Genomic DNA, 12,703 nt, shown 5'->3' with positions numbered 1-12,703 from the left:
ACCGCCCGAACACTTCCTTCTCCCAGCGGGAAAAGGATACGAAACCTTGGCGACCCAGCCGCCTAGGCGAAGTTGGATGAGGGCGACTGCCTCACCCGAAATTCAAATACCAAATCAACCCCCGCCGGGGCGCGACCAGCACCAGCGCCTCGCCACCATTGATTATTCGGACCCAGTTGCCCTTTTCCCGCATCGCGTCCTCATACCCTTCCACCAGGCGAAAGCGGCGTGCCGTGTCTGACGCGCAAGTCACCGCGCTATCGGCATGCAAGGTGATCTGTCTGCCCAAAGGCGCCAGAGCGGCATGCTGGTCATCAATAAGGGCGAGCGGGCTAGGCCGCCAGCCTCCGGGCAATTTACCGCCGCGCAACAATGCAAAACGGGCGTTGTCGGACAAGCGATAGACGCCGAAGGAGCAGCCTTCCCGCAAGCCGAAGGTGGAGTTGAACGCCAGCACCTCCGACCATTGGACCTCGGCCGGCAGCATGCTTCGCGGCTCGCGCCACTTCACATAACCACAAAAGCCAAGCGGCAATACCAATAGCGAGGCAAAGAAGACGGCCAGCCATCTACCACCGCGTTTTGCCCCACCCTTGTCCATGCCGATCTCCTTTTCTGCCGGAACAAGGCCTAGTCTCAATCTCTTAACGCCTCACTCCACCGCGATCACCCTCGCCCGATCCTGCATCGGATGGGTCACGACACTGACCTCCACCACCTCCAGTTCCAGCAGTTCACGCGGCGCTTTCCCCCGCGCCTCCCGCACCCGATAGCCAAAGGACAAGCCGTCCACCGCCTTCTCCCGCAACGCCCGCGCCGCCTCCCGCCCAGCGGCGGTCCGTGCCGACACCCGACCGATCACGCGCAATCCGTGGCGGTCCTCCTCGACCTTCTCCACCGTCCCGATCACCTCGCCCGGCCGGTGCTGCCACAGCAGCGGCATCCCTGCCGCCACCCCGGCAAAGGCCCCCGCCCTCACCACGTCACCGCCCCGATCCACCCGGTCGAACACCGCCGCATAGCCAGCAAACCGGACGTCACTCATGCCCCAGCCCCAGCAATCCCATCTTCACCGCCATCCCCAGCAGCATCAGCGCCGTCACGATCCGCACGACCCATGCGACCACGGCGCCGCGCGCCGCCTTCTTCGCGTCGCGCCAGGCACCCAGCAGTTCGCGCAATTCCCGCACATCCGCCTCGGCCCCGCGATCCGCCAGCCCCAGCCGCGCCAGCGCCCGCCCGGCGCCCAATTCGCTCGCCTCCTCGATCAGCGCCCGGATCATCAGCATGTCCATCCCCACCGGCTGCACCTCGGCCTGCGCCACCAGCCGCGCCAGCATCTCTCCATCATGTTTCATCCCTTGACTCCACACCCGCCGCCTCAACCCATGCCCAGCATCGCCTTCTTCTCCTCCGCCGACAGGAAGTCCGCCGCCGCCACCCGGTCCCACAGCGCGCCGCGCTCCTCGTACAGCGCGGGCACCGCATCCAGGTCGGCGCTCAGGCACAGCGCCGGCCACCAGCCCTGCAACCCCTGCGCCAGCCCGCCCCAGATCTTCGCCAGCAGCGGCAGGATCGTCTGCCGCCACAGCGCCCGGTTGGCCTCGCGATAATTGGCGTAGCTATTGTCCCCCGGCAGTCCCATCAGCATCGGCGGCACGCCAAAGGCGAGCGCGATCTCCCGCGCCGCCGCCGCCTTCAGCCCGACGAAATCCATCTCGGCGGGCGTCAGGCTCATCGCCTTCCAGTCCAGCCCGCCCTCCAGCAGCATCGGCCGCCCGGCATTGGCCGCGCCGGAAAAGGCCATCTCCATCTCCCGCTTGACCCGCTCGAACTGTTCGGGGCTCATCACCGATCCGTCACCCGGATCATAGACCATCGCTCCCGAAGGCCGCGCCGCATTGTCCAGCAGCGCCTTGTTCCACACCGTCGCCGCATTGTGGATCGCCACCGCCCCGGCCGCCGCGCCGACGCAGCCCAGCCCGTAATGATCGTCCAGCGGATGCAGCGCCTTCAGATGCACGATCCCGGTCCGTCCGGCGCTATCCTCCGGCGACAGGCGCGTCACGCTTTCGCCGACGCGATACAGATAGGCCGCCGGCCAGCCCCGCGCATCCGCCTCCACGCTCACCCGTTCGGGCCGCAGTGCATAGAGTTCGCTCGGCATCCCGTCCGCGCCCAGGATGATCTGGACATAGGCGTTGCCGTGCAGCAGCAGGTGGCTCGCCACCGTCTCGACCAGCGACTGGCCGGAGGAACAGCGCGTCACCAGCGCCTTCACCCGCCCCCGGACATCCTCCGCGACGCCGCCGACGACCGGCACTGTCCCGCCCGCCCCCTCCGCCACCAGCCGCAGGGCGCGCTGCGCCACCGGATTGCCGACCACCCCGGCGCGCACCTGCTGCTCATAGCTGGCCGGCCATTCGCCCAGCGCGACCCCGCCCGAACCCCAGGCACGCGCCAACACCGGCCGCGCCCCGCCGCGCGCCGCCTTCACTCCGAAAAATTTCATTAGATGCACCCACAAAAAATCCTCCCTCCGGAACCCGGGGGGAGGATAGTGAAGGTCGACGACGCCCAGCCGCCTACCGAAAGCTATATGGGGGCTGTCCCGCCCCCGACATCCTCAGGGATTACGCGCCAGGACCCGGTCGCAGGCCGAATTCGTCCCTTCGCTCTTGCCGATCACGCGGCCCGCCACGGCGCCCGCCGCACCGGCCAGCAGGGACTCGCCCAGGCTGCCACCGGCCAGCGCGCCCACGCCCGCGCCACCCGCCGCGCCGATCACCGTGCCCTTGTCCCGCCCCTTCTTGGCCTGGAGCAGGCAATAGCGCACATCATCCCGGTCCCGCGGCGCGGCCCGCGCCACCCGCGCCCGCTCCTTGCTGTTCAGCGAAGCCGCCAGCACCGGCGAGCCCACCAGCGCCAGCCCCGCGGCAGCCATCGTCCATTTGGCCAATCTCATGACCCGATCTCCTTGCAAATCACACGAAAGGACTACGCAGACCCCCGCACTCTTGTTCCCTCATTCCGCCACCGCAACAGAGCCTGTCCCCGCGCCGTTCCGTGCTCCTGCGAAGGCAGGAACAGGAAGGAACCCGGCTTCCCCTAAATCCCCCGCACCCGCGCATCCCCGCGCCGCCCCAGCATCAACTCCGTCAGGCCCCAGACCAGTGCATCCGCGCGATCCGGCGATCGCCCCGGCCCCTCATATCCACCGCCCAGCATCATCCCGCACATCTGGTCCTCCAGCTCCGGAAAGCTCCCGCGATGCGCCACCCGCCCGGCCTCGTACAACGCCGCCACCGGCTCTGCCCGCGCCACCTTGCCCCGACTCGCATGCACCAGCCGCACGGGCAGCCCGGCCTCGGCCGCGCGCAGCACGCTCTCCACCATCGCGCCGCCATTATTGGCCTCGGCCACCACCCGGTCCGCGCCATGCAACAGCGCCGCCGCCGCCGCCGCTCGCGCCCAGCCCTCGGGCGTCGCCCCCTCCACGGTCGCATCGGCAATCACATAGGCCCGCCGGTCCTCGCCCAGCCCGACCACCACGATCCCGCAGGCATCTCCATGGGCGGAGGCGGGCGGATCGACCGCCACCACCACCCGCGCCAGCGCGCCACGCACATGCGCCACCCGGCACCGCTCCAGCAGGTCCCGGCGCCACAATGCGCCCTCGATCTCCTCGATCAGTTCGCCGTCCAGTTCCTGCCGCCCCAGCCGCGTGCCGCCATAGCCGCGCTCCATCGCCGCGAGGAACCCTTCGGCCAGATGCGCGACATTGTCCGCCGTCCGCCCCCGCGTCACGGCCACGTCGACGCCGCTGCGCGCCACCAGTCCCCGCAGCAGGGCGACGGGCCGCGGCGTCGTCGTCGCCAGCACGCGCGGCGCCGCGCCCAACCGCATCCCCATCATCAGATTGTCCCAGACGGCCTCGCCGCCCGCCCATTTGGCGATCTCGTCGGCCCAGCCATGGCTGAACTGCGGCCCGCGCAGGCTCTCCGCCTCCGCCGCGCCATAAAGCGTCGCGACCGCGCCATTGGGCCAGACCAGCTTGCGCAGCGCCGGCGCGAAGGCCGGCCGGTTCCACCAGGGCGCGATGGACAACAGGCCCGACGCCCCCTCCACCATCACCGCGCGCGCCTCGCCCAGCGTCGCCCCGACCAGCGCGATCCGCGCCGACGGGTCGCTCTCCGCAATGCCGCGCACCCATTCCGCCCCGGCCCGCGTCTTGCCGAACCCGCGTCCCGCCATCATCAGCCAGATGCGCCAGTCCCCTTCGGGCGCCAGTTGCTCCGGCCGCGCCAGCCAGCGCCAGTCATGCGCCAGCGCATCGGCCGCCGCCGCGCTCAGCCCCGCCAGCACCCGCTCGCGCGCGCCCTCCGGCAGATGCGCCAGCCGCTCGAAATCCGAAAGAGCCATGCACCGCCTCCATTCATCGATTTTCTCCCGGCCCGGATTTGGCCGACCCGCGCCCCGCCCCTATATGGCCGCCATGAGTTCGATCCGCCCCGCCCGCACCGCCGATGGCGCCCGCCTGCTCGACATCTGGCGCAAGGCCGTCGACGCGACCCATGATTTCCTGACGCCGTCAGACCGCGTCGCGATAGAGGCGGAGGTCGCCGCCTTCCTGCCCCATGCCCCCGCCTGGCTCGCCACCGACCCGGACGATCACGCCATCGGCTTCATGCTGATCGACGGCACACATATGGAGGCGCTGTTCATCGATCCCGCATGGCGCGGCCAGGGCGTCGGCCGCCGCCTGGTCGACCACGCCCTATCGCTCCACCCCACGCTCACCACCGACGTCAACGAACAGAATGCCCAGGCGATCGGCTTCTACGAAGCCATGCGCTTCGCCCGCACCGGCCGCTCCGACCAGGACAGCCAGGGCCGCCCCTACCCCCTGATCCACCTCCGCTACGCCCCCTGAAGGCATGGCTGGAAACGACCATTTGCGGACATTCAGCCTGGCCAGTCATAACCATCAACATTGAAAATCTTTCCCCAGTCTTCGGCCAGCGCCTCAAGTTCGAGGGTGCGGTAGGCCGCGTGGTCCGAAAGGCACATATCGCGAGCGAAGCGGTGGAAAGTGCCGCCCTCGCTTAACGCTGCCTGCATTTCACAGTCAGGGCTATTCCAAGCATCCCAGTGCTTTTCACTCTCGGCCAACAGAGCAACGAGCCGGTCTGGCGAATGAAAGTTCGTGGAAACCTGTTGCGCGGTCATAAGCTGCTTCGCAACCGCCGCGCGCCGAGCTTCCCACGCCAAACGCGAGAATGTCGCACAATCGTTCATCGCTCTCTGATAGGTTCCATGCTCATTTTCACAGGTATCTAAGGCGCGGCGCACGCATACCAAGGGATCAGAGAGTGGGCGGTTGGCCTCTGTAAGACACTCCCCGATCACTGTCTTGGCGCTGGCAGGGCCATGTTCGTCTATCCATCTGTCAGGGTTGGCGGCCAAAGCCGCAACGAGCAATCCAACAGCCACGCTCATGAATGCTCCCCTACTGCAATATTATCTGTTGCATTATCGGCACATAAGCCGCCCGTCGTCAAACCACCCCGAAATCCCCCTATCCCCCACTCCGCTTCCGCACCTCATCCAGCGCCACCCGCAACCGCGCCACCGCATCATCGCCATCCGGCCGCTCCACGCTCTCCAGCCGCTGCATCTCCTCCACCTCCTTCTCATGCGCCCTGAACAGCAGCGCCTGGATCATGTGCGGATGCCCGCGCCTGATCTTCCGGCTCTTGACCGCCCCTTCCGCGTCCAGCACGATCTCCTCATCCTCGATGCCGAACAGCGCCTGCCGCAGCATCAGCGCCCTCAACTCCTCATGTCCGATGCTCAGCGCCTGCTTCCACGCCCGCGCAAAGGCCGGATCGCGCCGCTTGAGATAATAGACCGTCGACAAATTCCGTCCGACGACCCGCGCCGCCTCGCTGACGTTGCAGGTGAGCGCCAGCGTCTCCAGGAACTTCTGCCGCAGTGCGGGCGTCCAGCCATTCTTCCGCACCGCCCGCATCTGCGGCGCGACGCCCAGCGCGCCCTGCGGCCCATTTTCCAGCGCCAGCACCCGCTCGGGCGCATCGGCCCGACCGCCGAACCGGCTTCTCTTCCCTTCTCCGTCCGCCACAGCCAATCCCCCGCATGCAAAGCAAAAGGGCCGGCCCCGCAAGGACCAGCCCTTCAGCGCCTCTCCGGCGACTCACATTTTCCCAATATCGACTTATGTGCCAGAACAGCGTTACGATGTCAAGAAAAATGTTCCATATAGGTTAAATCAGCGCAGCCAACTCACCGCCCCGCATCGTCCGCGCCCGCCACGCTGCGCGTATAGTCGATCCTGATCCGCACCCAGCTTCCCACCATCACCTTGCCGTTGACCCGCGGCGGCAACACCAGAAATTGCCACGCCGCCAGCCGAACCGCCTTGGCAAAGCCCGACCCTTGGGGCGATTCGCCCAGCGCCTGGCAGTTTTCGACATGATAATGATCCACCGTCTTGCACGCGACCAGGCCCCATCCACTGGCCGGCGCATTGACGGGAAGGTAGCCAGCCAGTTCCGCATGATTCGGCCGGCGGTACCATTCGGCGTCGAACAATTGCACGCCGCCCGGCCCTTCGCCCGGCCCGGCCACGGCCGCGCTGTTGCCCGGGCCAGTCGCTCCGTCCGCCGCGCCCTTCTTCGCCATCTTGCCGATGTCGGCGGACGCCAGCTGCTGGCTGTCCATCACCAGGAAGGGCAATGGAGAAGGCGGCTGCTCGACCGGCTTCACCACCGGACGGTTGGGCCTGACCACTGGCTGCACCTGCCGCTGTGCCGGTTTCTCCTGCTTCTTCTTCTCGCTCTTCTTCTTCTCGCTCTTCTTCTTCTCGCTCTTCTTCGCCTTGCTCTGCGCCTTCTCCGCCTTGGGCGCGGGCGCCATCTCGAACGTCACCGGATTGCGCAGGTCGGGCAACCGGATCACCGGATCGGGCGCCAGCGTCAGCAACGCCAGCAGCAGCAGCGCATTGAACAGCAGAGCCAGCAGCAATCCGCCGCCGCGCTCGCGCCATTGGGAAGGAAGGGACAAGGTCAATTTCACTCGGTGCGCCGGGCCGGACTCAGAAGGGGGTCATGCCCAGACGCCGCCGCGCCGTCAACGCCGTGGCGTCAACAGATGTCCTCCTCCCGGACGACAGGACGACTTTCCCGGGTCGCCCGCATCCGGCTCGCCTTGTCTTCCGGGTCGGAGGTCAACACGACATGATCCTCATGCACCTCCAGCAGCACGCCGGCAAAGGGCATGCCCTCCAGGCTGCCCGTCACCCGGTAGCTGACCGAATCGCCGACCTTGAAGGTCGCCGGATCAGTGTTGAAATCAAAGGGGCAGGCGCCCGTTCCCATGCCTAACATATGCGTATCTCCTACAGGCCACATAGCTAGTGCAGTCCTGCCATGGCTTTCAAGCCCCCGTCGCTTTCAAACGCCGCCGCTCTCAAACCTCACCGCCTTCAGACCCCTGTCGCTTCCATCGCCGCCGCGCTACAGCGCGCCATGCCCATCCGCCTCGCCACCCTGTCCGACCTCCCGCGCCTGCACCCGGTGATAGAGCGTGCCTATCGCGGCGACACCGCCAGCGAAAGCTGGGCCGTCCAGTCCGCGCCACCCGCCAGCCCACGCACCAGCCTGCCCGCACTGGCGGACATCCTCGCCGATCCCGCCGAACGGCTGCTCATCGCATCGGGACCGGACGGCGCGCCCGCCGGCTGCGTCCAGATCTCCGACCGGGGCGACGGCCGCGCCTATCTCGGCCTGCTCTGCGTCGATCCGGCACTTCAGTCCGATGGCCTTGGCCATCGCCTCATCACGGCCGCCGAACAGCTCGCCGCCACCGACTTCGGCACCCGGCGGATGGAAATGACCGTGATCTCCACCCATCACAAGCTCATCCAATATTATCAGCGACGCGGCTATGAACCCACCGGGGAACGGCGCCCCTATCCCGTCTTGCTCGATCCGCCGCAGCAGATGATCGTCCTGGCAAAAGCACTGGCGGCCCGAAAGCAGTTCGGCTAGGGCCTCAACCCGATGCTCACAAAGCTCTACCAATGGACGCTGGCGAAAGCCGCCCACGCCCACGCCGAACGCTGGCTCTTCGTCATCAGCTTCATGGAAAGCAGCTTCTTCCCCATCCCCCCGCACCCGCTGCTGGGCCTGATGTGCCTTGCCCGCCCTGAACGCGCGATCCGCTTCGGCCTGATATGCACCATCGCCTCGGTGCTGGGCGGCCTGTTCGGCTATGCCATCGGCCATTTCCTCTATGAAACGGTCGGGCAACAGATATTGCACGCCCTTGGCCTTGCCGCCAAATTCCCCGTCGCCGCCTGCTATCTGCGCGATTACGGGGCAGAGATCATCCTGATCAAGGGCGCGACGCCGATCCCCTTCAAGCTCATCACCATCACGGCGGGCTTCATCGGCCTGTCGCTCTTCACCTTCCTCTGGGCCAGCGTGCTCAGCCGCGCCTTCCAGTTCATGCTGGTGGGCTTCCTCTTCTGGAAGTTCGGCCGCCCGATCAAGGCGTTCATCGAGAAATATCTCGGCCTGCTGTCCGCCGCCTTCCTGGTGCTGCTGGTCGGCGGTTTCATCGCGGCCTCGGCCCTGTCGGGCGGCGGGGAGAAAAGCGACAAGTGCAGCAACGCCACCATGGCCACGCTGCACTGACCGGCGGCGGCATGAGGCAGATTCCGTCCCGCGTGCCGAAACTCGCCGCCCTGCTCGCCGGATGCCTGGCGGCCACGGGCTTCGAACCGCTGAACCTCTGGCCGCTCACCCTGGCCTGCTTCGCGCTGCTCATCGTCCTGATCGAACAGGCCCCCGACCGCCGCAGCGCCTTCATGCGCGGCTGGCTGTTCGGCGTCGGCCATTTCACCCTGGGCCTCAACTGGATCGCCCACGCCTTCACCTTCCAGGACGCGATGCCCCACTGGTTCGGCTATGGCGCGGTTTTCCTCCTGTCCCTCTATCTGGCCGTCTATCCCGGCCTGGCGACGCTCGCCGCCTGGTGGCTCAGGCACCGGGTACGGACCGCCATGCTCTGGCGCAACCAGGAACGGGCCGCACTTCCCCTCATCCTCTTCCTCGCCGCCACCTGGCTCGCCTCCGAATATCTCCGTGCGACCGTCTTCACCGGATTCGCCTGGAACCCGTTGGGCGTCATCCTCCTCCCCACCGGCATGGCGATCGCCGCCACGCTGATCGGCACCTATGGCCTGGGCGCGCTCGCCATCCTCGCATCCGGCGCGCTCCTCCTCGCCCTTCGCCGCCGGACCGGGCCCGCCGCCGCCATCACCGCACCGCTCTGCGCCCTCGCCCTCTGGGGTAATTTCTCGCCCGCGCCGCCCACTCCGGCCGGCGCGCCGCGCATTCGCGTGGTCCAGCCCAATATCGGCCAGGACGAAAAATATTCGCCCGAACTCGAACAGGCCCATTTCCGCACCCTCGCCGCCCTGTCGGGCACGCCGCGCCCCGCACCGCGCCTGATCTTCTGGCCGGAAGCCGCCATTCCCGCCTATCTCGACATGGAACCGGAATGGCGCGCCCGGCTGGCGGCCCTGCTCGGCCCCGGCGACCTCCTGATGACCGGCGCCACCAAGGTCTATTTCAAGCAGGTCGCGAAAGACGGGATCGCGGAAAACGCGCTCGCCGGCGCCAACAACAGCCTGTTCGTCGTGGATAGCGGCGCCCGCCTGCTGGGCCGCTACGACAAGTCCCATCTTGTCCCCTATGGCGAATATCTGCCGATGCGGAACATCCTCCAGCCGCTCGGCCTCTCCCGCCTTGTCCCCGGCGATGTCGATTTCTGGCCCGGCCCCGGCCCGCAAAGCCTGACCCTGCCCGCCACCCTTGGCCGTCCGCAGCTCAGCATGGGCGGCCAGATCTGCTACGAAATCATCTTCTCCGGTCAGGTGGTGGACAAGGCGCACCGTCCCGACTTCCTCTTCAACCCCTCCAACGACGCCTGGTTCGGCAGCTGGGGGCCCGTCCAGCATCTGGCGCAGGCCCGCCTCCGCGCGCTGGAGGAGGGCATTCCCGTCGTCCGCTCCACCCCCACCGGAATCTCCGCGGTGGTCGATGCCCGCGGCCGTATATTGAACAGCATCGGCCATCATCGGGCAGGCTATATCGACACCGCACTGCCCCCCGCGCTGCCGCCGACGCTTTTCTCCCACCTCGGCAACCTGGCGCCTTTCGCCTTCATGGCCGTGCTTATCCTGCTGGCCATTGCCACCCGCAGAACGACCCGCTAATAGCCACATAAACTTTTCTTTATGTCGCCTGCTCAAACAGCGTGCTAACGGGAGTCCCATGCGCAACAACTATCTCTTCACCTCGGAATCCGTCTCCGAAGGCCATCCCGACAAGGTCGCAGACCAGATTTCCGACGCCATTGTCGACCTCTTCCTGTCGAAGGATCCGGAAGCCCGCATCGCGTGCGAAACGCTGACCACGACGCAACTCGTCGTGCTGGCGGGCGAAATCCGCTGCAAGGGCGTCTATGAAGATGGCGAATGGGCGCCCGGCGCGCAGGAAGAGATTGAGAGCGCCGTACGCGAAACGGTGAAGCGCATCGGCTATGAACAGGACGGCTTCCATTGGGAAAGCTTCCGCTTCGAAAACAATCTGCACGCCCAGTCCGCGCATATCGCGCAGGGCGTGGACGCGGCCGGGAACAAGGATGAGGGCGCCGGCGACCAGGGCATCATGTTCGGCTTCGCCTGCGACGAGACGCCCGACCTCATGCCCGCGACGCTGGACTACAGCCACAAGATCCTGGCGAAGATGGCCGCCGACCGCCACAGCGGCCGCGCCCCCTTCCTGGAACCCGACGCCAAGAGCCAGGTGACGCTGCGCTTCGAAAATGGCAAGCCTGCCGCGGCCACCGCCATCGTCGTCTCGACCCAGCACGCCAAGGGCTATGACGAGGGCGCGAAGGAAGCGGAACTCAAAAATTACGTGAAGGGCGTCATCGCCGAAGTCCTGCCCGGCAACCTGCTCTCCGACGAGACCGTCTACCACATCAACCCGACCGGCAGCTTCGAGATCGGCGGCCCGGACGGCGATGCCGGCCTTACCGGCCGCAAGATCATCGTCGACACCTATGGCGGCGCCTCGCCCCATGGTGGCGGCGCCTTCAGCGGCAAGGACCCGACGAAGGTCGACCGTTCGGCCGCCTATATCACCCGCTATCTTGCGAAGAACATCGTCGCCGCCGGCCTCGCCCGCCGCTGCACGATCCAGCTTGCCTACGCCATCGGCGTGTCGGAACCGCTGTCGCTCTATGTCGACACCCACGGCACCGGAACGGTCGGCGACGACCGGATCGAGCAGGCGATCAGGAACATCAAGGAACTGGGCGGCCTCACCCCGCGCGGCATCCGCACCCATCTGGGCCTCAACAAGCCGATCTATCAGCCCACCGCCGCCTATGGCCATTTCGGACGAAAGGCGGAGGGCGACTTCTTCCCCTGGGAACGCACCGACCTGGTGGAAAAGCTCAAGGCCGCGCTTTAACCGCACTGAAAAGGCCATGCCGATAAAGGGGTTGCCGGTCGCCCGGCAGCCCCTTCTTCTTATGCCCTTACCTTTCCTTAACCATGCCAGGCCTAGCGCGCGACGGATCAAGGAGACATGGTTTGGCCTCTTCCCTCTCATATGGCACCAGCGGCGCCGAAGCCGCCTGGACCGCCCTCAACCGCAGCCAGGCGGTGATAGAGTTCGCGCTGGACGGCACGATCCTGACCGCCAATGCAAATTTCCTGTCCCTGATGGGTTATCAGCTCGAAGAGGTCGTCGGCCAGCATCACCGGATCTTCTGCGCGCCGGACCATGCCGCTTCGCAGGATTATGCCGATTTCTGGCGGAAACTCGGCTCCGGCTCATTCGACGCGGGCGCCTATGACCGCCGCGACCGCCACGGTCGCGAAATCTGGTTGCAGGCGACCTATAATCCCGTCTTCCAAGCCGACGGCACGCCGCTCAAGGTGGTCAAGATCGCCACCGACATCACCCGCCAGGTCCGGCAGGAGCAGGAGGCCCGCCACCGCCTCGCCGACAGCCACCGCCTTCAGCATGATCTGGAGCGGCAGAAGAACGCGCTGCAAAGGACCATGGACCAGTTGGCCGACATCGTCTCCACCATCCGGGGAATCGCGGCCCAGACCAACATGCTCGCCCTCAACGCCCGGATCGAGGCTGCCCGCGCCGGCGAGGCCGGGCGCGGCTTCGCGGTCGTCGCGGGCGAGGTCAAGAAACTGGCCGACGACACCCGCGTCGCCACGGAACGCGCCGCGGCCATGATGCAGCAGGAAGGCATCGGAATCGCGTGCTCCGGCGCGCGCTGACGCCCGCCTCGCATTGCGGCAACATGACGAAAAGTTCATTGGCATGCCGCCTGCAAAACGCCCATAAACAGGGCGTCGGACCCGCACCCCTGTCGGGTCCGGCAACCCTCTTACCAAGGGGAATGCGATGACCAGGTCACTGACTTCCGCCCTCCTCGGCCTTGCTCTCGTGGTTGGCAGCGCCGCCCCAGCGCTCGCCGCACCCTGCAAGGACGCGAAGGGAAAGTTCGTCAAATGTCCGCCCAAGCCGGTTGCCAAGAAGGGACCGTGCAAGGACGCCAAAGGCCGCTTCACGAAGTGCAAATG

At 66.8% G+C, this 12,703-nt stretch carries 16 protein-coding genes; 6 read left to right on the top strand and 10 right to left on the bottom strand.

Annotated elements, in window-relative coordinates:
- Positions 1-91: 91 nt before the first annotated feature.
- From ACN9MX_RS02085 to ACN9MX_RS02060, 6 genes are all read right to left on the bottom strand, one after another.
- Positions 92-601, bottom strand: coding sequence for a hypothetical protein (locus ACN9MX_RS02085; protein WP_363825016.1), 510 nt, complete (start codon positions 599-601; stop codon positions 92-94).
- Between the two features lie 51 nt (positions 602-652).
- The gene (locus tag ACN9MX_RS02080) at positions 653-1,045 is read right to left on the bottom strand and encodes an HK97 family phage prohead protease (protein WP_363825013.1); all 393 of its coding nucleotides are present in this window, start codon (positions 1,043-1,045) and stop codon (positions 653-655) included.
- Positions 1,038-1,358 carry a DUF6127 family protein gene (locus ACN9MX_RS02075; protein ID WP_363735292.1) on the bottom strand — a complete coding sequence of 107 codons (321 nt, stop codon included), beginning with the start codon at positions 1,356-1,358 and terminating at the stop codon, positions 1,038-1,040. Before ACN9MX_RS02075 ends, ACN9MX_RS02080 begins: the two co-directional genes overlap by 8 nt.
- A gap of 23 nt (positions 1,359-1,381) precedes the next feature.
- Complete coding sequence (locus tag ACN9MX_RS02070; protein WP_363825010.1) at positions 1,382-2,512, bottom strand: phage portal protein; 1,131 nt, start codon at positions 2,510-2,512, stop codon at positions 1,382-1,384.
- A 114-nt stretch (positions 2,513-2,626) separates the two neighbouring features.
- Entirely contained in the window at positions 2,627-2,965 is a 339-nt protein-coding gene (locus tag ACN9MX_RS02065; protein WP_133651678.1) for a hypothetical protein, read from the bottom strand.
- 143 nt (positions 2,966-3,108) lie between these two features.
- Positions 3,109-4,422, bottom strand: a complete 1,314-nt coding sequence (locus tag ACN9MX_RS02060; protein ID WP_363825007.1) for a DNA-packaging protein — start codon at positions 4,420-4,422, stop codon at positions 3,109-3,111.
- A 64-nt stretch (positions 4,423-4,486) separates the two neighbouring features.
- On the opposite strand from ACN9MX_RS02060, the gene ACN9MX_RS02055 reads away from it, so the two are divergent.
- A complete protein-coding gene (locus ACN9MX_RS02055; protein ID WP_363826567.1) occupies positions 4,487-4,933 on the top strand; it encodes an acetyltransferase in 447 nt (148 codons plus the stop codon).
- A gap of 32 nt (positions 4,934-4,965) precedes the next feature.
- Here ACN9MX_RS02055 and ACN9MX_RS02050 read toward each other — a convergent pair whose 3' ends face one another.
- The 4 genes from ACN9MX_RS02050 to ACN9MX_RS02035 all read right to left on the bottom strand — a co-directional run bounded on the left by ACN9MX_RS02050 (position 4,966) and on the right by ACN9MX_RS02035 (position 7,406).
- Positions 4,966-5,499, bottom strand: a complete 534-nt coding sequence (locus ACN9MX_RS02050; protein WP_363735154.1) for a lysozyme inhibitor LprI family protein — start codon at positions 5,497-5,499, stop codon at positions 4,966-4,968.
- A gap of 79 nt (positions 5,500-5,578) precedes the next feature.
- Positions 5,579-6,142 (bottom strand): hypothetical protein, encoded by a 564-nt coding sequence (locus tag ACN9MX_RS02045; RefSeq protein WP_363735296.1) that lies wholly within the window; start codon positions 6,140-6,142, stop codon positions 5,579-5,581.
- 161 nt (positions 6,143-6,303) lie between these two features.
- Positions 6,304-7,044 carry a hypothetical protein gene (locus ACN9MX_RS02040; protein ID WP_426387523.1) on the bottom strand — a complete coding sequence of 247 codons (741 nt, stop codon included), beginning with the start codon at positions 7,042-7,044 and terminating at the stop codon, positions 6,304-6,306.
- Positions 7,045-7,163: 119 nt separating this feature from the next.
- Entirely contained in the window at positions 7,164-7,406 is a 243-nt protein-coding gene (locus ACN9MX_RS02035) for a hypothetical protein (protein WP_133651675.1), read from the bottom strand.
- A gap of 42 nt (positions 7,407-7,448) precedes the next feature.
- On the opposite strand from ACN9MX_RS02035, the gene ACN9MX_RS02030 reads away from it, so the two are divergent.
- The 5 genes from ACN9MX_RS02030 to ACN9MX_RS02010 all read left to right on the top strand — a co-directional run bounded on the left by ACN9MX_RS02030 (position 7,449) and on the right by ACN9MX_RS02010 (position 12,397).
- Positions 7,449-8,069 (top strand): GNAT family N-acetyltransferase, encoded by a 621-nt coding sequence (locus ACN9MX_RS02030; protein ID WP_363825002.1) that lies wholly within the window; start codon positions 7,449-7,451, stop codon positions 8,067-8,069.
- A 12-nt stretch (positions 8,070-8,081) separates the two neighbouring features.
- Positions 8,082-8,717 (top strand): YqaA family protein, encoded by a 636-nt coding sequence (locus ACN9MX_RS02025; protein WP_133651674.1) that lies wholly within the window; start codon positions 8,082-8,084, stop codon positions 8,715-8,717.
- A gap of 11 nt (positions 8,718-8,728) precedes the next feature.
- Positions 8,729-10,303 carry an apolipoprotein N-acyltransferase gene (gene lnt, locus ACN9MX_RS02020; RefSeq protein ID WP_363826566.1) on the top strand — a complete coding sequence of 525 codons (1,575 nt, stop codon included), beginning with the start codon at positions 8,729-8,731 and terminating at the stop codon, positions 10,301-10,303.
- Positions 10,304-10,361: 58 nt separating this feature from the next.
- A complete protein-coding gene (gene metK, locus ACN9MX_RS02015; protein ID WP_363735299.1) occupies positions 10,362-11,567 on the top strand; it encodes a methionine adenosyltransferase in 1,206 nt (401 codons plus the stop codon).
- 122 nt (positions 11,568-11,689) lie between these two features.
- Positions 11,690-12,397: a methyl-accepting chemotaxis protein gene (locus ACN9MX_RS02010; RefSeq protein WP_363735300.1), complete on the top strand. Its 708-nt coding sequence runs from the start codon at positions 11,690-11,692 to the stop codon at positions 12,395-12,397.
- Positions 12,398-12,703 lie beyond the last annotated feature (306 nt).

The organism is Sphingobium sp. R-21 (assembly GCF_049913335.1).
Taxonomy (GTDB): Bacteria; Pseudomonadota; Alphaproteobacteria; order Sphingomonadales; family Sphingomonadaceae; genus Sphingobium.
This window is presented reverse-complemented; position numbering and strand designations above follow the sequence as displayed.